This is a genomic window from Saccharopolyspora erythraea (assembly GCF_018141105.1).
In the GTDB taxonomy this organism is placed as follows: Bacteria; Actinomycetota; Actinomycetes; order Mycobacteriales; family Pseudonocardiaceae; genus Saccharopolyspora_D; species Saccharopolyspora_D erythraea_A.
The window spans coordinates 4,032,703-4,055,734 of record NZ_CP054839.1 but is presented as its reverse complement, the minus strand read 5'-3'; the positions used below and the strand labels follow the sequence as shown (position 1 = coordinate 4,055,734).

Annotated in this window: 2 protein-coding genes and 1 pseudogene; all 3 read right to left on the bottom strand. The window is 71.8% G+C overall.

The window, feature by feature from the left end:
- Window positions 1-58 precede the first annotated feature (58 nt).
- Window positions 59-1,534: an FAD-dependent monooxygenase gene (locus HUO13_RS18250; RefSeq protein ID WP_211902506.1), complete on the bottom strand. Its 1,476-nt coding sequence runs from the start codon at window positions 1,532-1,534 to the stop codon at window positions 59-61.
- A pseudogene (locus tag HUO13_RS18245) lies at window positions 1,531-6,948 on the bottom strand (type I polyketide synthase); the annotation flags it as partial. The gene HUO13_RS18250 and the pseudogene HUO13_RS18245, both read right to left, overlap by 4 nt.
- Before the next feature lie 5 nt (window positions 6,949-6,953).
- A complete protein-coding gene (locus HUO13_RS18240; protein WP_211902504.1) occupies window positions 6,954-23,024 on the bottom strand; it encodes a type I polyketide synthase in 16,071 nt (5,356 codons plus the stop codon).
- Window positions 23,025-23,032 lie beyond the last annotated feature (8 nt).

The following is a 23,032-nucleotide window of genomic DNA, read 5'->3' as shown; positions in this document are numbered from 1 at the left end:
ACTCACGATCTTGGTCGTCCCGCAACGCTTCTACGGTTTCGCCACACTGCCACACGCATCAGATGGTGGTCAGGTCGTCGAGCAGCGATCGTGCGGCGGTGAAGTCGGCCGGGCCTCCGGCCGCGGCCACGTAGGAGTCCGGTCGCAGCAGCGCGAAGCGCTCCCTCGGTCCGCCCAGCGGGAAGTGGGCGACCACGTCCGGCAGCTCGCCGGCCAGTTCCCGGCCGCGACGGGCGAGCTCGCAGTCCGGACCGCCCCAGGTGACGAGCTGAAAGCGTCCGGCGAGGCGGTCGTCGGGCTTGGGGAGCAGGTGCGGGTTGCGGGTGCCCGGCCGCGGTGACGCCCGCCAGGCCGACGACGAACGAGCCTGGCGCTCCTCGCCAAGCAGCACGTCCGGGTAGCGGCTGCGCCAGCCCGCGAGCAGCGGCGCCCACCAGCGGTCCATCGCCCCCACCGCTTCCAGCCCGCCCCACACCACGTCGCGGACCCGCCGGGCCAGTGGCCCGGCCACCGCCTGCCGGGCCATCCGGCCGGTGGTGGCCAGGGTCTGGCGGATGGCGACCCGCCGTTCGGCCTCGTAGCTGCGCAGAATCGCGGGGTCGAACCTGCCGTGGACCACGCCGGCGAGCTTCCAGGCGAGGTTGCGGGCGTCCTGGATGCCCAGGTTGAGCCCCTGCCCGCCGATCGCGCTGTGGACGTGCGCGGCGTCCCCGAGGAGGAACGCGCGGCCGGTGTGCAACGTGGCGGCCGCGCGCTCGTGGCTGACGAAAGTGGACAGCGCGCGCAGCTCGCCCACGCGCAGACCGCCGGGTCCGCGTTCGTCGAGCAACCTCTGCACCTGCGCCGGGCTCACCTGCGTCCCTTCGGCGATGGCGCCGGAGATCCGGAACTCGCCGCCGGGCAGCGGTGCCACCAGCACCACGCCGGTCTCACCGAGGAAGTAGTGGATCGAGTCGCGGCTTATCTCGCCTTCGAGCCGTCCTTCGGCGAGCAGGAACGTGGTGGGCAGCTGCTCGCCTTCGAAAGACACGCCGAGCTGCTCGCGGACCTGGCTGCGCAGCCCGTCGGCCGCGATGAGCCAGTCCGCTTCGAGGTCGGTCGTCGTGCCGTCGGGGTGCTGCGCCGACGCCACGACCGACTCGTCGTGCTGGACGACCTTGGTGATCCGGACGCCGCGTTCGGCCGAGCCCCCGTACCGGACGAGCGCCTGCTCCAGCAGCGCGCTGGTCCGCTCCTGCGGCAGCAGCAGCGGGGCGTTCTCGGCGCCCAGGCCGACGCGCACCGTCCGGCCAGTGCTGAGGTGGTAGGACAACGCTTGGGGGCGCAGCCCCGCTTCGCGCGCGGTCGCGCCCACGCCGAGTTCGTCCAGCACCTCCAGCACCGGCGGCCACAGCAGGATGGCGCGCGATCCGGTGCCGGCCACCGGCTCGGAGTCCACGATCGTGACCCGGACCCCGAGCCGCCGGAGCTCCGCGGCGACCGCGAGCCCACACGGGCCCGCTCCTACGACGAGAACGGTGTCGTGCTGCTTCATCGGGTCTCCTCGGCTGGAGTGGCCGTCAGCCACTCGTGGACGATCTCGGCGGTGCTCGCGGCGTGGTCCTCGAGCACGGTGAAGTGGTCGCCGGGCAGTACGGAGCCGTGATGCGGCTGGTGCCACTGGCGGTCAGGTGCGTCTTGCGGCTGTTCGGCCGCCTGCCCCAGCAGGACGGGCGCGCCGATCTCGGCGGGTTTCCAGTCCGACAGCAGGCGCAGGTAGCCGCCCATCGCGGTGAGGCGGGTGTCGCTGAGCGCGTCGAGGCCGGTCAGCCGGGCGAACATCCCGTCGAGCACCGCGGGCGCGAGGCCGGGGCCCGGCAGGAAGGTGTCGATCAGCACGACCGCGGCCGGCCGCATTCCGTCGCGTTCCAGCGCCGCCGCGACCGCGTGGGCGAGCAGTCCTCCGGAGGAATAGCCGACGAGCGCGGCCGGAGCGTCCCCGGTCCTCGTCCGCACCGCGTGCGCTGCGGCGTCGACCAGTGCGTCGAGGTTCGCCGGCAACGGCTCGTCCGTAGCGAACCCCGGCAGCGACAGTGCGGACACCGCGCGCCGACCGCGCAGCGCGGCGGCGAACCGCGCGAACTGGTGGGCCCCGGAGGTGGCGAGCACGGAGGGCAGGCAGATCAGCTCGGGCCCCTCCCTGCCCTGCGCCAGTTCGGCGACACCCGGTGCCGCACCGCAGTCGGCGGCGGAGTCGAACGCGGGACGCAACTTCGCGGCGACCGACAGCAGATCGACGAACTCCGCGGTCTTGCCAGCTTCCCTGGCCTGCGCGTACATGGCGGAGATCGGGTCCGCTCGCGGCTCGGCGGCGTCTCCTACGAGCTCGCTCCTCAGGTACCGGGCGAGGTCGTCGGCCGTGCGGTGGTCGAACAGCGCCGACGCGGGCAGCCGGAGTCCGGTCGCGCCGCTGAGCCGGTTCCGCAGTTCGAGCGCGGTCAGCGAGTCGAAGCCCTGCTCCAGGAACCCGCGCTCCGGGTCGACCTCCGACGGTGTGGCGTGTCCGAGAACCGAGGCGGCCCGCGTCCGCACCAGGTCGACCAGCACCCGGTGCTGCTCCTGGGCACCGAGCCCGGTGAGCCGGGCCGAGATGCCCGCGGACTCGGTCGGCGCGTCCGCGGCTTCGGGCCGGAACTCCGCGATCAGCGGGCGGGGGCCGGACGCGGCGTACGCGGCGGCGAACCGCTGCCAGTCCAGGTCGGCGACGACGACCTGCGAACGGCTGCATGCGTACCGCAGTGCGGCGAGCGCGCGTGCCGGTGGGAGCAGGCGGATGCCACGTCCGCCCAACCGCTCGGCACGCGCCCGGTCGGTGTCGGGGTCGGTGCCGTCGGCCCACGGTCCCCATGCGATCGAGGTCGCGGGCAGTCCTCGGGCACGCCGGAACCCGGCCAGCGCGTCCAGCGTCGCGCTCACCGCCGCGTAGGCGCCCTGCCCCACCCCGCCGAACGTGCCGGCGACCGACGAGAACAGCACGAAAGCGGCCAGGTCCGCTCCGAGGGTCAGCTCGTGCAGGTTCCAGGCCGCTTCGACGCCGGCGCGGAACACCCGCTCGACGCGCTCCGGGCCGAGCGCGTCGAGCGGCGCCTCGTCCAGGAGTCCGGCGGTGTGCACGACCGCGGTCAGCGGGTGCTCCTCCGGTACCGACGCCAGCACCTTGGCCAGCGCCTCGCGATCAGCTGGATCGCACTCGGCGATCCGCACCCGCACGCCCGCAGCGCTCAGCTCGGCCCTCAGATCGTCGTCGGCCGCTGCTCCCGGATCGACGGTCAGCAGCAGGCTCTCCACACCGCTGGCGGCCAGCCACCGTGCGACGTGCGAGCCCATCGGTCCGCAGCCGTCGGTCACCACCGTGGTACCCGACGCCGGCCATGCCGTCTCCTGCCGTTCCTGCGTCCGGGACCGGGCCAGTCGACGAGCGCGGACTCCGGACTCGCGCACGGCGAGCTGCTCCTCTCCCCGCGAATCCGCCAGGACCGAGCACAGCAGCCGCAGCGCATCGTCGTCGGGGTCCGCGGGCAGGTCGACGAGTCCGCCCCAGCGGCGCGGCTCCTCCAGCGCCACGGTCGAACCGAGCCCCCACACTGCGGCCTGGCGGGGCCGGACGACCGGGTCCGACTCGTCGACCGAGACCGCGCCGGAGGTGACCAACCACAGCGGCACGTCCACCGCTGACGTCGACAACTCCCGCACCAGTGCGAGATTCGCCGCGAGCCCGGTGCACACCGCGGGATGCCGGGGATGCGGCCGGTCGTCCAAACCCAGCAACGAAACCACGCCTCGCAGCTCGTCCTCGGCGAACCCGTCGGCCACCGGCTCCGGGTCGAGGTCGTGCGCGGACAGCTCGACGCGGCGCACCCGTGCGCCGTGCCGTTCCATCGCCCGCACGCACTGCTCGGCCCGCGCGGACTCGACGGACGGGACGACGACGAGCCATACGCCGGACAGCCGGGGAGCGGCGTGGTCGCGCACCGGCTCCCACCCGACCCGGTACCGCCAGGAGTCCACAGCGGACTTCTCCAGTCGATCCCGGTTCCACGAAGCCAACGCCGCGGTCACCGGACCGAGCTGATCTTCGCCGACGTCGAGCACCTTCGTCAGCGACGGCAGGTCCTGCCGGTCGACCGCATCCCAGAACTCGGCCTCCTCCGGGTCGCGGGAGTCCCGGACCTCAGCGCGGCGGGGCTTGGGCCAGTACCGCTGGTGCTGGAACGCATAAGTGGGCAGGTCGATCCGGACAGCACCGGTGCCGCCGTAGCTCGCGGCCCAGTCCACGTCGACGCCGCCGGCGAACGCCTCTCCCGCCGACCGCAGGAACCGCGCCAAGCCGCCCTCGTCGCGACGCAGCGTCCCGGTGGTGCTGACGCTCGCCCCCAGTTCGTCTGCCGTCTCCTGGACACCTGGCATCAGCACTGGATGCGAACTCACCTCGACGAAACAGCCGTAGCCCTGTCCGAGCAGAGTGCGCACCGCTTGGTCGAAGCGGACCGGTTCGCGCAGATTGCGATACCAGTAAGCCGCGTCCAGCTCTTTGCCATCGACCCACTCGGAGATCACCGTGGAGTAGAACGACACCTCCGCAGTTCCCGGTGCGATCCCGGCCAACGCCTCCGGCAACCGCTCGGCCAACGCCTCCACATGAGCGGAATGCGACGCATAATCCACCGGAATCCGCCGAGTACGCACCTCACGGCCGGAACACTCGGCGAGCAATTCCTCCACCACGTCGACATCACCGGACACCACGGTCGAAGACGGTCCGTTCACCACACCGACGGAGAGCCGATCACCCCGTGACCGCACCATTTCCTCGACTTCGCTGACCGGTAGCGCGATGGAAGCCATCGCGCCCCGCCCCGCCAACATCTCCGCGATCAGCCGACTCCGCACGCACACCACACGCGCCGCATCCCGCAACGACAACACACCCGCCACACACGCCGCCGCGATCTCACCCTGGCTATGACCCACCACCGCCGCGGGCACGACACCATAGGACTCCCACAACGCCGCCAACGACACCATCACCGCAAACGACACCGGCTGAACAACATCAACCCGATCCAACGACGGCGCACCCACACCACCACGCAAAACGCCCAGCACCGACCAATCGACAAACCGCTCGATCTCCTCAGCACACTCGGCGAAGCGCGCAGCGAACACCGCCGACTCGGACAACAGGTCCACAGCCATCCCCTGCCACTGCGCACCCTGACCCGGGAACACGAAAACCGCCCGATCCACCCCGCTCGCAGACCCCGCGTCGCCGCGGCCCTCCGCCAACTCCGCGAGCTGTTCAAAGAACTCCTCGCGGTCGACACCCACCAAGACCGCACGGTGGTCGAGCACCGGACGCGAGGCGAGGGAGAACCCGATGTCGGCGAGGTCGGCGCTCTCGTCCGTCGCCAACGCCACCAGCCGTTCCGCGTACCCCGACAGAGCTTGCGGTGACTTGGCCGAAAGCACCCACGGGAGCACCGGCGCGCGGTTCTGCCGGGGATCGGTGGTCGCAGGCTCGGGTTCAGGTGCCTGTTCGACGAGCACGTGGGCGTTCGTGCCGCCGACGCCGAAAGCCGACACACCCGCACGCCGGGGCTGGTCCCCCTCCGGCCAGCGGACCTGCTCGGTGAGCAGTGAAACCGCTCCGGCCGACCAGTCGACTTCGGATGAGGGTGCGTCGACGTGCAGAGTTCTGGGCAGCACACCCGCCCGCATCGCCATGACCATCTTGATCACACCGGCAACACCGGCAGCGGATCCGGAGTGGCCGATGTTGGACTTCACCGAACCCAGCCACAGCGGGTGGTCGGCAGGACGATTCTGCCCGTAGGTGGCCAGCAACGCGTGCGCCTCGATCGGGTCGCCGAGGGGTGTGCCGGTGCCGTGGGCCTCGACCGCGTCCACCTCCGCCGACGAGATCCGCGCCGCGCCGAGCGCCTGGCGGATGACGCGCTCCTGCGACGGACCATTCGGCGCCGTCAAACCATTGCTCGCACCATCCTGGTTCACCGCACTACCACGAACCACCGCCAACACCCGATGCCCAAACCGCCGAGCATCCGACAACCGCTCCACAACCAGCAGACCCACACCCTCCGACCACGCCGTCCCATCCGCCGCCGAGGCAAACGACTTGCACCGCCCATCCGGCGCCAACCCCCGCTGACGACTGAACTCCACGAACCCCGCGGGAGTGGAGAGCACCGAAACCCCGCCTGCCAGCGCGAGCGAGCACTCGTCGCGGCGCAGCGACTGGCACGCCAGGTGCAGCGCTACCAGCGAAGACGAGCAGGCGGTGTCGACGGTGACCGCGGGTCCCTCCAGCCCGTAGGTGTAGGAGATGCGGCCGGACAGCACGCTCAGCGCGTTGCCGGTGAGCAGGTAGCCCTCGAGGTCCTCGTCCGCCGCGCTGACGAGCATGCCGTAGTCCTGCGTGCCGCTGCCGACGAAGACGCCCGTCCGGCTGCCGTGCAGGCGGTGGACGTCGATCCCGGCGCGTTCGAACGCCTCCCACGACGTCTCCAGCAACAACCGCTGCTGCGGATCCATCGCCAACGCCTCACGCGGCGAAATCCCGAAGAACCCCGCATCGAAACCCGCCGCGTCGTCCAGGAAACCACCCTCACGCACGTAACTCCTGCCCGCACGATCCGGATCCGGGTCGAACAACCCCTCCACATCCCAACCCCGATCACCCGGGAATCCCGAGATCACGTCGCGGCCTTCGGCGACCACCCGCCACAGGTCCTCCGGGGAGCCGACCCCGCCCGGGTAGCGGCAGGCCATCCCCACCACCGCGATCGGCTCCGACTCGCGTTCGTCGGCCTCCCGCATCCGCTGGCGCGCCTGGTGCAGGTCGACGGTGACCTTCTTGAGGTACTCGCGAAGGCGCTGGGCGTCGTCGGTCATGGTCAGCTCAACTCCGTGTCGATGAACCGGAAGATCTCCTCGTCGCTGGCCGCCCCGATGCGTTCGGCGGCCGACACCTCGTCGTTCGCCGGTACCGGTGCCAGTTCGGTGACCAGTGCCTGCAACCGGGTGAGCACCCGGCGGCGCTCACCTTCGTCGTCGAGCGCGGAGACGGTGCCGCGCAGGCGGTCCAGCTCCTCGTCCACCGAGCCCGCGACGGGCGCGGCCGGGGTGAGCTGCCGAAGCAGGTGCTCGGCCAGCCGCTCCGGTGTCGGGTGGTCGAAGACAGCACTCGCGGTGAGCTTCGCGCCGGTGGCCGCGCCGAGGCGGTTGCGCAGTCCGACCGCGGCGAGCGAGTCGAAGCCGAGCTCGGTGAACGCCCGCCCGGCAGGCAACGCCTCCGGCGCCGGATGTCCGAGCACGGCCGCCACCTCGCGGCGGACCAGCTCGACGAGCCGGCGTTCGCGCTCGTCGTGGGACAGTCCGGCCAACCCTGCCGCGAACTCCTGGCCGTCTTCCGCTGCCTCGCCGTTCGCGGCGCCGAGCACGCGGCGCACTTCCGGCAGTTCCGCGAGCAGCGCGCTCGGCCGGGCCGCGTTGAAGGCCGGAGCGAACCGCTCCCAGTCCACGTCGACGACTGCGACCGCCGTGTCCCCGTTCAGCAGCGCATCGCGCAGTGCGCCGAGTGTCCGTTCGGAGGGCATCGGCAGCACCCCGCGCTTGCGGAGCTGCTCGCGGCGAGCCTGCTCGGTGGTCTCGTCCTCGGCGCCCATGCCGGCGTCGGCCCAGGGCCCCCAAGCGATCGAGGTGACCGGTCTCCCCAGAACCCGCCGCCGGTCGGCGAGCGCGTCGAGAACCGCGTTCGCCGCGCCGTAGGCGCCCTGTTCGCTACCTCCCCAGACACCTGCGACCGACGAGAACAGCACGAACGCCGCGAGGTCGGTGTCCAGCGTCAGCTCGTGCAGGTTGAGCGCGCCGCGCACCTTCGCCCGCGCGGTGGCGGCGAACTCCGCGGGCCCGGCGTCCAGCAGGGCACCGGCACCCAGCACCCCGGCGGTGTGCACGACGGTGGTCAGCGGCAGGTCCGCGGGAATCCCGTCGAGCACGCGCGCCAGTGCGTCGCGGTCGGCGACATCGCACGCCGCCAGCGTCACCGGCACGCCCAGCTCCGCTTCGAGCGCGTCGTGGTCGATGCCCGTGTCGTCGTCGACGGTGAGCACGAGGTGCTCCGTCCCCTGCTCCACGAGCCACGCCGCCACCCGCGCACCCATCTGTCCGGTGCCGTCGGTGACGAGCGCGGTGCCGCTCGCCCGCCACTCGCGGGTCGCCGCGGTCTCCGCCAGCGGAGCCCGCACCAGCCGCCGTCCCACGACTCCCGACTCGCGGATCGCCACCTGGTCCTCGGCACCGGTGGCGGCGATGACCGCGCAGAGCCGATCGGCGGAGTGCTCACCGGCCTCGGCCGGGAGGTCGACGACACCGCCCCACTGCCGCGGCAGTTCCAGTGCGACCGTCCGCGCCAGGCCCCACACCGCGGCTTGGCCGAGGTCGCGGACCGGGTCGGCGTCACCGGTGGAGACCGCGCCGGAGGTCAGCAGCCACAGCGGTGTGCCGGCAGCCACGTCCGCGACCGCCGTGACCAGAGCCAGGTTCGCGGTGAGGCCGAGCGGAAGCGACGGATGGTCCGGATGTGCGCCCTCGGCGAGCGCGAGCAGCGAGACGATTCCACCTGGTTCCCCTTCGGCGGCCAGCTCTGCGCTCACGGTCGTGCGGTCGGCTTCCGCGGCGTCGACGACGATGCGCACGACGTGGACGCCGCGTTGTTCCAACGACCGCGCGCACTGGTCGACCCAGGTCTTCACAGCCGGGTCGCTCGGCGCGACGACGAACCAGGTTCCGCGCAACCCGGCCGCGGGAGCTTCGGGCACCGGACGCCAGGCGACGCGGTAGCGCCAGGAGTCCAGCATCGAGCGGTCCCGCTTCGCGCGCCGCCACGACGAGAGCGCGGGCAGCGCGGAGGCGAGGGACTGGTCGCCGTCGAGGCCGAGCAGGTCGGTCAGCGCCCTGGGATCATCGGCCTCCACCGCGTTCCAGAAGCCGGCGTCATCGGTGTCCCTCGCGCCGTCGTCACCGCCGGCGGCCTCCAGCCAGAACCGTTCGTGCTGGAAGGCGTAGGTCGGCAGGTCGACCCAGCGCTCGGCGCCGCTGAACGCCGGCGACCAGTCCACCTCGGCGCCGTGCACGTGGGCTTCGCCCACCGAGCGCAGGAACCGGTCGAGCCCGCCTTCATCCCTGCGCAGCGATCCGACGGCCCGCGCGCCCTCCGCGGTCTCGTCGATCGCCGGCACCAGCACGGGGTGCGGACTCACCTCGACGAAAAGGCCGTGCCCGTCCTCGGCCAGGCAGCGCACCGCCTGTTCGAACCTCACGGGTTCACGCAGGTTGCGATACCAATAAGCCGCATCCAGCTCTTCGCCATCCACCCACTCGGAAGACACCGTGGAATAGAACGGCACCTCCGCAGACCGCGGCGCGATCCCGGCCAACGCCTCCGGCAACCGCCCGGCCAACGCCTCCACATGAGCAGAATGCGACGCATAATCCACCGGAATCCGCCGAGTACGCACCTCACGGCCGGAACACTCGGTCAGCAATTCCTCCACAACCTCGACATCACCGGACACCACCGTTGAGGAAGACCCGTTGGTGGCGGCCACCGTCACGCGTCCGTCGAACCGCCGGATCATTCCGTCGACCTCGTCAACGGGCAGCGCGATGGAAGCCATCGCGCCCCGCCCCGCCAACATCTCCGCGATCAGCCGACTCCGCACGCACACCACACGCGCCGCATCCCGCAACGACAACACACCCGCCACACACGCCGCCGCGATCTCACCCTGGCTATGACCCACCACCGCCGCGGGCACGACACCATAGGACTCCCACAACGCCGCCAACGACACCATCACCGCAAACGACACCGGCTGAACAACATCAACCCGATCCAACGACGGCGCACCCACACCACCACGCAGAACGCCCAGCACCGACCAATCGACAAACCGCTCGATCTCCTCAGCACACTCGGCGAAGCGCGCAGCGAACACCGCCGACTCGGACAACAGGTCCACAGCCATCCCCTGCCACTGCGCACCCTGACCCGGGAACACGAAAACCGCCCGATCCACCCCGCTCGCAGACCCCGCGTCGCCGCGGCCCTCCGCCAACTCCGCGAGCTGTTCAAAGAACTCCTCGCGCTCGACACCCACCAAGACCGCACGGTGCTCCATGCTGGCCCTGCGCGCGGACAACATCTGTCCGATGTCCGCCGGGTCGGCGTCGGTGGTGGCGAGCCAGGCCCGCAGCCGCGCCGCCTGGTCGCGCAGCGCGGGTGTGCTCCGGGCCGACAGCGGCCACGGGACCACTGCCTTCGGTGTCTCCGGCCGCTCCGCGCTCTTCTCCACCGGCGCTTGTTCCAGCAACACGTGCGCGTTGGTGCCGCTGATGCCGAACGAGGACACCGCCGCGCGCAACGGATGGTCGTCTCCGGCCCACTCGACCGGCTCGGTCAGCAACGACACGTCACCGGCCGACCAGTCCACGGCGGCCGACGGTTCGTCGACGTGCAGGGTCCTGGGCAGCACACCCGCCCGCATCGCCATGACCATCTTGATCACACCGGCAACACCGGCAGCGGCCTGCGTGTGCCCGATGTTCGACTTGATCGACCCCAACCAGAGCGGCCGGCCGGCGGGGCGGTTCTGCCCGTAGGTGGCCAGCAACGCCTGCGCCTCGATCGGGTCGCCCAACGCGGTGCCGGTGCCGTGCGCCTCGACGACATCGACGTCCGCAGTGGACAGTCTTGCGTCGGCGAGCGCCTGGCGGATGACCCGCTCCTGCGACGGACCATTCGGCGCCGTCAAACCATTGCTCGCACCATCCTGGTTCACCGCACTACCACGAACCACCGCCAACACCCGATGCCCAAACCGCCGAGCATCCGACAACCGCTCCACAACCAGCAGACCCACACCCTCCGACCACGCCGTCCCATCCGCCGCCGAGGCAAACGACTTGCACCGCCCATCCGGCGCCAACCCCCGCTGACGACTGAACTCCACGAAGGTGCCGGGTGTCGCCATGACCGTCACGCCACCGGCCAGCGCCAGGGAGCACTCCCCCTGTCGCAGCGCGCGCACTGCCAGGTGCAGAGCGACCAGCGACGAGGAGCACGCCGTGTCCACCGTGACCGCCGGGCCTTCCAGCCCGTAGGTGTAGGAAAGCCGGCCGGAGGCCACGCTGCCCGCGGTGCCGGCGCCGAGATATCCCTCCACCGACGCGGGTGTGGCCGGCAGCCGGGTGGCGTAGTCGTGGTACATCACGCCGACGAACACGCCGGTCTGGCTGTGGCGCAGTCCCGCGGGGTCGATCCCGGCGCGTTCGAACGCCTCCCACGATGCCTCCAGCAACAACCGCTGCTGCGGATCCATCGCCAACGCCTCACGCGGCGAGATCCCGAAGAACCCGGCATCGAAGGCAGCCGCGTCGTGCAGGAAACCGCCTTCCCGGACGTAGCTCTTGCCCGCGCGGTCCGGATCCGGGTCGAACAACCCCTCCACATCCCAACCCCGATCACCGGGGAACGCCGAGATGCCGTCCTCGCCGTTGGCGACCAGCCGCCACAGGTCCTCCGGTGACCGCACCCCGCCCGGGTAGCGGCAACCGATTCCCACGATCGCGATGGGATCGGTGTCCGCAGCCGCCGTGGTGGTGACCGGCCGGACGCGCTCCGGGGCCGCGTCGGTCAGCCGCTGCCGGAGGTGCTCGGCGACCGCCGCCACCGTGGGGTGGTCGAAGGCGAGGGTGGCGGCCAACCGCACTCCTGCCGTCCTGGTGAGACGGTTGCGCAGTTCCACCGAGGTCAGCGAGTCGAAACCGAGATCGGTGAACGCGCGCTGAGCGTCGATCGCGTCCGGCCGATCGTGCCCGAGGCTGGCGGCGACGGCCGCGCGGACGGTGTCGACCAGCAGCCGGGTCTGCTCCGCCTCGCCGAGGCCCGCCAGCCGGGGCGCGAGCGTCGACGTCGTGGCGCGGTCGGGCCGCGGTGCGACCTTCACCAGGCCGCGCAGGAGCGGCGGGAGCTCGCCGGTCCGCGCCTGTTCGCGCAGGGCGGCGGTGTCGAGCCGCACCGGGGCCAGCAAGGTCCGGCCGGTGGCGGCGGCGGTGTCGAACAGCCGCATCCCCTCGTCCGGTGCCAGTGCGGACATGCCGAGCCGCGCGAGCCGCTTGCGCGCCGCCTCGTCTAGCTCGCCGCTCATGCCGCCCGACCACAGCCCCCAGGCCAGGGACTGCGCGGGCAGCCCTTCGGCCCGCCGGTGCATTGCCAGGGCATCGAGGAAAGCGTTCGCGGCGGCGTAGTTGCCCTGTCCCGGGCTGCCCAGCATCCCGGCTGCGGACGAGAAGAGCACGAACGCGGTCAGCGGCGCTTCGCGGGTCAGCTCGTGCAGGTTCCACGCGGCGTCGGCCTTCGGCCTCAGGACCCGGTCGACCCGTGCCGGGGTGAGCGACTCCACGACACCGTCGTCCAGAACCCCGGCGGCGTGCACGACGCCGGTGAGCGGACGCTCGCCGGGAATGGCGTCCAGAAGTGCCGCCAGGGCCTCGCGGTTCGCGACGTCGCACGCCGCGATGGTCACCGTGGTGGCGCCGAGACCGATCAGCTCCTCTTCGAGTGCACCGGCGCCGTCGGTCGCGCGTCCGCGACGACCGGCGAGCACGACGTGGCGGACTCCGTGTTCGGCTACAAGATGCCGGGCCACCTCCGCACCCAGCGCGCCGAGTCCCCCGGTGATCAGCACGGTGCCGTCGCCGTCCCAGCGCGGTAGGTCGTCCGCTTCGGCGCGCTGCGCGCGGACCAGTCGCGGCGTCAGCACGGCGTCCCCGCGAAGTGCGACCTGCGGTTCTCCGGATGACACGGCGCTGAGCAGGGCAGCGCCCGGCGCATCGTCCACGTCGAGCAGGCCGAAACGTCCCGGGTTCTCCGACTGCGCGGACCGCACGAGGCCCCACACCGGTGCGGCGGCCATCTCCGGCACGTCCGCACTGTCTCGAGTGGCGACGGCTCCCCGTGTCACCAGCACCAGTCGCGTCGCGTTGAACCGATCGTCGGCCAGCCATGTCTGCAACAGCGGCAGTGCGCGGTGGGCGAGTTGTGCCGCACCCGAAGCGGCGTCCGAATGCATCGGCGCCAGGACCACCTCGGGCAGTTCGGCGGCAGCCGCGGATTCGACGTCCGGGTAGACCACGACCTCGGCCCCGGCTGCCCGCAGTTCCTCCGCGACCCCGAGGTCGTCACCGAGCACACCAACCGTGCCGGGCACCGCAGCCGGGCCCGACCGGGCGGCCCACTCCACGGCGAACAACGCATCAGCGTCACCGGAGGAGGCGAGCAGCGACTCGGGAACCGGCCGCAGCACCAGCGATTCCACCGACGCCACCGGTGCGCCGGTCTCGTCGTGGACGGCCAACGAGGCAGTGCCCTCGCCGGTGATGTCGACCCGCACGCGCAGGGCCGTGGCCCCGGGCGCGTGCAGCGTCACGCCACTCCACGAGAACGGCAGCCGCGCCTGCTCGCCCTCTCCGCCGAAGCCGAGGACGTGCAGCGCGGCGTCCAGCAGCGCCGGGTCCAGGACGAACCCGCCGACCGGAGCTCGTTCGGACTCCGGCGCGGCGACCTCGGCGAAGACCGTGGTGCCCCTCCGCTTCGCGCTGCGCAACCCGCGGAACGCGGGGCCGTATTCGAACCCGCGCTCGGCGAACACCTCGTAGAGCCCGTCGAGGTCGAGTTCCTCACCGTCGTCCACCGGCCAGTCGTCCGGTTCGCCGGCAACGTCGACCACGGGCGCGAGCGTCCCGCTCGCATGCCGCGTCCACGACTCGGAGAGCGCGGAGTCGGGTCGCGAGTAGCAGTCCAGCGCTCGCCTGCCGGACTCGTCGGCAGGCCCCACCACGAGCTGGAGCGCGACCTTGCCGTGTTCGGGCAGCACCAGCGGGGCATCGATGGTCAGCTCGGCCAGTTGACCGCACCCGAGTTCCGCGCCCGCGCGCAACGCGAGGTCGACGAAGGCGGTGCCGGGCAGCAGCACCCTGCCGGACACGACGTGGTCGGCGAGCCACGGGTGGCTCGCGGCCGAGAGGCGTCCGGTGAACAGGAACCCGTCCTCGTCGGCCAGTGGCACCGCCGCGCCGAGCAGCGGGTGGCCGAGCGCGTCGAGCCCGGTCGAAGACGCGTCGGCGCTGGTGCTCGGCAGCCAGAACCGCCGCCGCTGGAAGGCGTAGGTCGGCAGCTCCACCCGCGCCGGCTCCCGGCCCGCGACGACGGCGGACCAGTCCGGCTCGACCCCGTGGACGTGCAGCCGGGCGACGGCCTCCAGCAGACTCGGGCCTTCGGCGCGGTCGCTGGGCGACAACGGCACGATCACCGCGTTCTCAGCGGCTTCCGGGAGGCAGTCCTGCGCCATCGCCGACAGCACCCCGCCCGGGCCGACCTCCGCGAACGCGGTGACGCCTGCCTCGGCGAGGCGCTGGACGGCGGGCAGGAACCGCACGGCGCCCCGCAGGTGGCGTACCCAGTGCTCCGGCGCGGCGATCTCCTCTGCGCTGAGCACCTCGCCCGTCGCGGTGGACACGATCGGGATCTCCGGCCGTGAGAACTCCACCCCCGACACCGCGGAGCGGAACTCTGCGAGAATTCCGTCCATGTGCGGGGAGTGGGCGGCGTGGCTGACCCGCAGCCGCCGGATCCTGCGTCCCCGTTCCTGCCACTGCCCGGCGATCCGCTCGACGACGTCGGCATCGCCGGAGAGCACCACGGAATTCGGACCGTTCACGGCCGCGATGCCGACCCTGTCCTCCAGGCCGGCCAGCATCTCCGACACCGCATCTTCGCCTGCCTGGACCGCGACCATCGCACCTCCGGCCGGGGCTCGCTGCATCAGCCGGCCCCTGGCAGCGACGAGCGCCGCCGCCGCGTCGAGGCCGAGCGCCCCGGCCACGTGGGCGGCGGTGAGCTCGCCGATCGAGTGCCCCGCGACGAAGTCCGGGCGCAGGCCCCAGCTCTCCAGCTGGCGGAACAGCGCGACCTCGACGGCGAACAGCGCCGCCTGGGTGTACTCGGTCTGGTCGAGCAGCTCGGCCACCTGCGATCCCGCCTCGGCGCGCAGCACCTCGCGGACCGGGCGTCGCAGGTGGCGGTCGAGCTCGTCGCACACCGCCTCGAAGGCGCTCGCGAAGCCGTCGAACTCGGCCGGCAGTTGCAGGCCCATGCCCAGCCGTTGCGAACCCTGCCCCGGGAACAGGAACGCGAGCTTGCGCGGACCGGTCGCCGCACCGATGACGAGGTTCGCCGCCTCCTCGCCCGCCGACAGCGCGTCGAGTCCCCGCAGCAGATCCGCCCGGTCAGCGCCCAGTACGGCTGCCCGATGCGGGTGCATGGCCCGTCCGGCGACCAGCGAGTAGCCGACGCTCGCGGTGTCCTGCTCCGGATGCGTCTCGGCGTGCGCCCTGAGCCGGCTCGCCTGGTCGCGCAGTCCTGGCTCGGTGCGGGAGGTGACGATCCACGGCAGCGGACGGGGTTCGGCGCCCGACGGCCGCGCGACCGCCTCCGGGGCCTGCTCCACGATCACGTGCGCGTTGGTTCCGCTCACGCCGAAGGACGACACGGCCGCGCGGCGCGGCCGCTGGCTCTCCGGCCACGGAGTGGTGCCGGTCAGCAGCGCGACCGAGCTCGGCGACCAGTCCACGTGCGGGCTCGGCTCGTCGACGTGCAGCGTCCGGGGCAGCAGCCCTTCCCGCAGCGCCAGGACCACCTTGATGACGCCCGCGACACCGGAGGCGGCCTGAGTGTGGCCGATGTTGGACTTGATCGACCCGAGCAGCAGCGGCCGGTCCGCCGGCCGGTCCTGGCCGTAGGTCGCCAGCAGCGCCTGCGCCTCGATGGGATCGCCGAGCGTGGTGCCCGTGCCGTGTGCCTCCACGACGTCGACGTCCTCGGTGGACAGCTTCGCGGCAGCGAGCGCCTGGCGGATCACGCGTTGCTGCGACGGGCCGTTGGGCGCGGTCAGGCCGTTCGACGCGCCGTCCTGGTTCACCGCCGAACCCCGCACCACGGCCAGCACCCGGTGCCCGAGCCGCTGGGCGTCGGTGAGCCGCTCGACGAGCAGCATGCCGACGCCCTCGGACCAGCCGGTGCCGTCGGCCGAAGCGGAGAACGCCTTGCAGCGCCCGTCGGCCGCCAGCCCGCGCTGCCTGCTGAACTCGACGAACATGCCCGGAGTCGCCATCACTGTCGCCCCGCCGGCCAGCGCCATCGCGCACTCGCCGCGGCGCAGCGCCTGCGCCGCGAGGTGCAGCGAGACCAGCGACGACGAGCACGCGGTGTCCACCGTCATGGCCGGCCCTTCCAGGCCGAAGGAGTACGCGATGCGGCCGGACGCAACGCTGGCCGCGCTCCCGGTCAGCCGGTAGCCTTCGACGCCCTCGGCCGTCTGGTGCAGCATGGGGCCGTAGTCCTGGCGCATCACCCCGACGAAGACGCCGGTCTGGCTGCCGCGCACCTGCCCGGGGTCGATTCCCGCCCGCTCGAACGCCTCCCACGAGGTCTCCAGCAGCAGCCGCTGCTGCGGGTCGGTGGCCAGCGACTCGCGGGGGTTGATCCCGAAGAAGTCGGCGTCGAAGTCGCCGGCGCCGCGCAGGAACCCGCCCTCCCGCACGTAGGACTTGCCCGGCCGGTCGGGGTCCGGGTCGAACAGCGAGTCGAGGTCCCAGCCGCGGTCGGTGGGGAAGGCGGTGATGCCGTCGCCGCCGGCCACCAGGAACCGCCACAGCTCTTCCGGGGTGGACACGTCCGGGGGAAACCGGCACGCCATGCCGATGATCGCGATCGGCTCGTCCTCGGCGACCTCGACGGCCGCGGACACCGGGGTCCGCGGGGTGGCGCCGAGGACTTCCAGCCTCAGGTGCTCGACCAGGACCTGCGGTGTCGGGTAGTCGAACACCAACGTCGCGGGAAGCCGGATCCCGAGCCGTGGCGCGAGCCGGTTGCGCAGTTCGACCGCCGACAGCGAGTCGAAGCCGAGGTCGCGGAACTCCCGCACCGCGTCGACGGCTTCCGCGTCGCCGTAACCGAGCACTGCGGCGGCCTCGGCGCGGACCAGCGCGAGCAACGCCTGCTCCTGCTCGGCCGCGGTCATCCCGGTCAGGCGGTCGCGCAGCGAGGTTTCCCCGTCCCCGGTACGCGCTTTCGCCGCGCGCCGCGACGGTGTTCTGACCAGGCCGCGCAGCAGGTCCGGAGTCGTCTCGCCCGCTCTGGTGCTCAGCTTGGCCGGCACCAGGACCGCATCGTCGAGCGCGAGACCCGAGTCGAGGAGGCGCAGGCCGTCCTCGGCGGAGAGCGCGGCGACACCGGAGCGCTCCATGCGGGCGAGGTCGGCCGCGGTGAGCCGCCCGGTGATCCCGCTGCTCTGCTCCCACAAGCCCCACGCCAGCGACAGCGCGGGCAGCCCCTCGGACCGCCGCTGGTGCGCCAGCGCGTCCAGAACGGCGTTGGCCGCCGCGTAGTTGGCCTGGCCCGGACCGGCCAGGGTGCCCGCGAGCGAGGAGAACAGCACGAACGCCGCCAGGTCGTGGTGGCGGGTCAGCTCGTGCAGGTTCCACGCGGCGTCGGCCTTCGGCCGCAGGACGCGGTCGACGCGCTCGGGCGTCATCGACTCCAGCAAGGCGTCATCGGTGACACCGGCTGTGTGCACCACCGCGGTCAGCGGATGCGCTTCGGGGAGCGCGGAGATCAGGGCGGCAACAGCGTCCCTGTCTGCGACGTCGCAGGCCGCGATCGTCACGTCGATGCCGAGCTCCGCCAGCTCCGCTTCGAGCCGCCGGGCGCCCTCGGCGTCGCGGCCCCGCCGGCTGGTGAGCACCAGGTGCCGCACGCCGTGCTCGGCGACGAGGTGCCTGGCCACGAGGGCACCCAGCGTCCCGGTGCCTCCGGTGATCAGCACCGTGCCGCCGGGGTCGAGCGCGGCCGGCACGGTGAGCACGACCTTGCCGGTGTGCCGGGCCTGGCTGACGTGCCGGAACGCTTCGGGGGCGCGCGAGACCGGCCAGGAGGTGATTGGGGGAAGGCTCAGCGCGCCGCGTTCGAACAGCTCGAGCACCTCGGCGAGCATCACCTGCACCCGCTCCGGTGGGACGCGCATCAGGTCGAACGCCTCGTAGGCGACACCCGGATGCGCCTCGGCGACCTCGTCAGCACCGCGGATGTCGGTCTTGCCCATCTCCAGGAAGCGACCGCCGCGCGGCAGCAACCGCAGCGAGGCGTCGAGGTGCTCACCGGCGAGGGAGTTCAGCACCACGTCGACACCGCGCCCGCCGGTGACGGCGAGGAAGTGCCGTTCGAAGTCGAGAGTCCGCGAGGACGCCAGGTTCTCCTCCTCCACGCCCAAGGCGCGCACGGCGTCCCACTTGCCCGGGCTGGCCGTGCCGAAGACGTGCGCACCGAGGTGGCGGGCGAGCTGCACGGCCGCCGTGCCGACACCGCCCGCGGCGGAGTGCACCAGCACCGACTCGCCCGCCCGCAGCGCACCGAGCTCGACCAGCCCGAGGTAAGCCGTCAGGTAGGCGATCGGGACCGCGGCGGCCTGCTCGTAAGACCAGTCGCGGGGGATGCGCGCCACGGTGCGGTGGTCGGCGACCGCGAAGGGGCCGAACGATCCGCCGAACAAGCCGGTGACCCGGTCGCCGGGGGCCAGGCCGGTCACGTCCGGCGCGACCTCGGTGACCACACCCGCGCCCTCACCGCCGAGCTGGACCTCACCCGGGTACATGCCCAGCCCGATCAGCACGTCGCGGAAGTTGACCCCCGCGGCGCGCACGGCGATCCGGACCTGTCCAGGCTTCAGCGGGGCCTGCGCCTCCGGTGCCGGGACGAGCGCGAGGTTCTCCAGCGTCCCCTTGGCGGTGACGTCGAGCCTCCACGGCCCCGACGGCGCGGACAGCGCCGACCGCCTGGCCAGCCGCGGCACGAGGACCTGGCCGGCGCGGACGGCGAACTGCGCCTCCCCGGAGACCAGCACCGAGGGCAGTGCGTGCGAGGAAGCCGCCGAGTCGTCGAGATCGGCCACCACGATCCGGCCCGGGTGTTCGGCCTGCGCGGAACGCAGCAACCCCCACAGCGCGGCGTGGCCGAGCTCCCGGACGTCCGGGGCGACCGCGCCCGACGTCACGACGAGGAGCCGCGTCCCGGCATACCGCTCCTCGGCGGCGAACCGCTGGACCAGCTCCAGTCCCCACCGCGTGGTCTCGCGCACCGACGCACCTGCCGGTGCCACGCCGACCACGACGTCGGGCACGACTTCCGCGGCGACCAGCCCCTCGATGTCGGTGAAGGAGTCGACACGCAGATCCCCCAGGTCGGGCAGGAGATTCGATGCGCCGAGCACGGCCCAGCGACCGACGGCGGGTTCACCGGTCAGCGGCAGCTCTTCCCATGCGAGGTGGAAAAGCGAGTCGTGCGGCCGTGAGGCGTCCGGCGTCGCGGCGGGCAGCGGGCGGAGCACCAGCGAGTCCACCGAGGCGACCGGCGCGCCGTCGGCATCGGCCAGCTCCAGAGCGACCGCGTCACCGTCAGCCGGTGCGAGCCGGACCCTCAGGTAGGACGCCCCGGTGGCGTGCAGCCGGACGCCACCCCATGCGAAGGGGAGCTGGGCCTGCTCCGCGTCCGGGCGAAGGGCGAGGGCGTGCAGGGTCGCGTCGAGCAGTGCCGGGTGGATGCCGAACGAGTCCGCCGCCGCGATGCCGGAATCGGGGAGTTCTATCTCGGCGAAGACCTCGGCACCGCGCCGCCAGGCCGCCCGCAGCCCCCGGAACGCGGGTCCGTACTCCAGGCCGAGCGCTGCCAGCTCGTCGTAGAGGGCCTGCACGCTCAAAGCTTCGGCGCCCGAAGGCGGCCATTCCCGCGATTCCACTGGCGCCTCTGGAGCGCTCGGGCTCAGCGCTCCGGACGCGTGCAGCGTCCACGGGTCGTCGTCCTGCGCGTCGTCCGGCCGGGAGTGGACCTCGATGCCCCGCGTGCCGGACCCGTCGGGCTCGGACACCTCGATCTGCAGGCATGTCGCGGCGTTCTCCGACAGGGGCAGCGGTGCGTGCAAGGTGAGTTCGTCGATCCACGTGTAGCCGACCCGGTCTCCGGCGCGCACCGCCAGCTCGACGAATCCCGTGCCCGGGAACAGCACCTTCCCGGCGACGACGTGGTCGGCGAGCCACGGTTGCGACTGGATCGACAGCCTGCCGGTCAGCAGCAGCCGGTCCGAGCCTGCCATGGAGATCGCCGCGTCGAGCAGCGGGTGCTCGGCCGCGCTGATGCCCGACGAGCGCAGTGCGCCGACGGCCTGCCTGCTCTGCAACCAGTAGCGCTGCCGCTGGAACGGATATGTCGGCAGGTCGACCCGTCGAGTCTCGTGCTCGGCGAACACGCCCTCCCAGTCGACACCGATGCCCCGGACGTGCAGCTGCGCCGTCGCTGACAGCAGCGACCGGCTCTCCTCGTGGCCGGCGCGCAGCGCGGAGGCCGCGGCGATGCCGGGAACGCACTCCTGGGCGGCGGAGCTGAGAACGGTGTCGGGGCCCAGCTCCAACAAAGTGTTCACGCCTTGGTCGCCGAGGGTCCGCATGCCGTCGAGGAAGCGGACGGTGTCACGGACATTGCGCACCCAGTAGTCCGGACTGACCAACTCCGCACCGGCAAGCGCACCGGACACCGTGGAAACGAACGGAATCCGCGGCGCGTTCAGCGACACCGACGCAACGATCTCGCGGAACTCCTCCAGCATCGGATCCATCAACGGCGAATGAAACGCATGACTCGTCCGCAACCGCTTCACCCTACGGCCCTGGAAACACTGCTCGATCTCCGCGACCGCGGACTCATCTCCCGACACGACGACCGACAACGGACCATTCACCGCCGCGATGGAAACCCGGTCGCTCAACAACGGCGCGACTTCTTCTTCCGAAGCCGCCACCGCCACCATCACCCCAGAATCGAGGGCTTGCATCAACCGGCCCCGCGCCGAAACGACCTTGCACGCATCCGCAAGCGACAACACCCCAGCAACATGAGCAGCCGCCAACTCACCCACCGAGTGGCCCAGCACGAAGTCGGGAGCCACGCCCCACGACTCCAACAGCCGAAACAGCCCCACCTCAACCGCAAAAGTCCCGGACTGCGCATACAAGGTCTGATGGATCAAGTCGTGGTCATCACCGGACAACACCCGCTGAACCGGCACATCCAACCCAGCACACACCGCACCGAATGCCTCAGCGAACACCGGAAAGCGAGAACACAACCCCGCACCCATCCCCCAACGCTGACCACCCTGACCACCAAACACAAAACCCGACTTGCCCGGAGTCGTCCGTCCGCGTACCGATCCGGTTTCGGACAGCCCGCTCAGCAGTTCGTTCCGCCGCTCCGCGATCACGACCGCGCGGTGGTCCAGGGCCGCCCGCGAGGTCGCCAGCGAATACGCCACGTCGGTGAGGTCCGCCGCGGGATCGTCGGCGAAGTGCGCGGCGAGGCGTTCCGCCTGCGCGGTCAGTGCTGCTTCGCTGCGAGCAGAGAGCAGGAACGGGGTCGGGCCGATGCTCCTCGGTTCCCGCGGCTCATGCGACGGGTCGCCTTGTTCGAGCACGACGTGCGCGTTGGTTCCGCTGATGCCGAACGATGACACCGCGGCACGACGCGGGCGATCGACCTCAGGCCACGCCACCGCATCCTTCAGCAACGACATGGCACCCGAAGACCAATCCACATGCGAAGACGGCTCATCCACGTGCAGAGTCTTCGGCAGAAGGCCATGGCGTAACGCCATGACCATCTTGATCACGCCCGCCACACCAGCAGCCGCCTGCGTATGCCCCAGATTCGACTTCACCGAACCGAGCCACAACGCCAGCTCACGTCCCTGCCCGTACGCGGCCAACAACGCCTGCGCCTCAATCGGATCACCAAGCGCAGTACCCGTACCATGCCCCTCAACCACATCAACATCCTGAGTGGACAAACGGGCATTGGTGAGCGCCTGCAAGATCACCCGCTGCTGCGACGGACCATTCGGCGCCGTCAATCCATTCGACGCCCCATCCTGATTCACCGCCGAACCACGCACCACCGCCAACACCCGATGCCCGAGCCGCCGAGCATCCGACAAACGCTCGACCAACAACATCCCCGCACCCTCGGACCAACCCGTGCCATCCGCACCATCCGAAAACGCCTTGCACCGACCATCCGCCGCCAACCCACCCTGACGAGCGAACTCCACGAAGGTGCCCGGGGTCGCCATGACGGTGACACCGCCCGCGAGCGCCATGGAGCACTCACCGGATCGCAGGGCCTGCACCGCGAGGTGCAGCGACACCAACGAGGACGAACAGGCCGTGTCCACGGTGACCGCCGGCCCCTCGATCCCGAAGGTGTAGGCCACCCGGCCGGTCGCGATGCTCGCGGCGTTGCCGTTGCCGATGAACCCCTCAAGCTCGCTGGGCACCGCGTCCATCAGGGTGGCGTAGTCGTGGTACATCACGCCCGCGAACACACCGGTCCGACTCCCCCGAACCGACAACGGATCAACACCAGCCCGCTCGAACGCCTCCCACGACACCTCCAGCAACAACCGCTGCTGCGGATCCATCGCCAACGCCTCACGCGGCGAAATCCCGAACACCGACGGATCGAACTCAGCCGCCTCGTGGAGGAAACCGCCTTCGCGCACGGGAAGGTCCCGCACGTCCCACCCGCGGTCGGCCGGGAAGGCCGACACCGCGTCGGTGCCGGCGGCCAGCAGCCGCCAGAGGTCCTCCGGCGAGGTCACGCCGCCCGGATAGCGGCACGCCATGCCGACGATCGCGATCGGTTCGCGGTGGGCGTCCTCGACCTCGCGGAGGCGGCGCTGCGCGTTCTGCGCCTCGGCCAGGGCCCGCTTGAGGTAGTCCCGGAGCTTTTCCTCATTCGCCACGCGAGTTC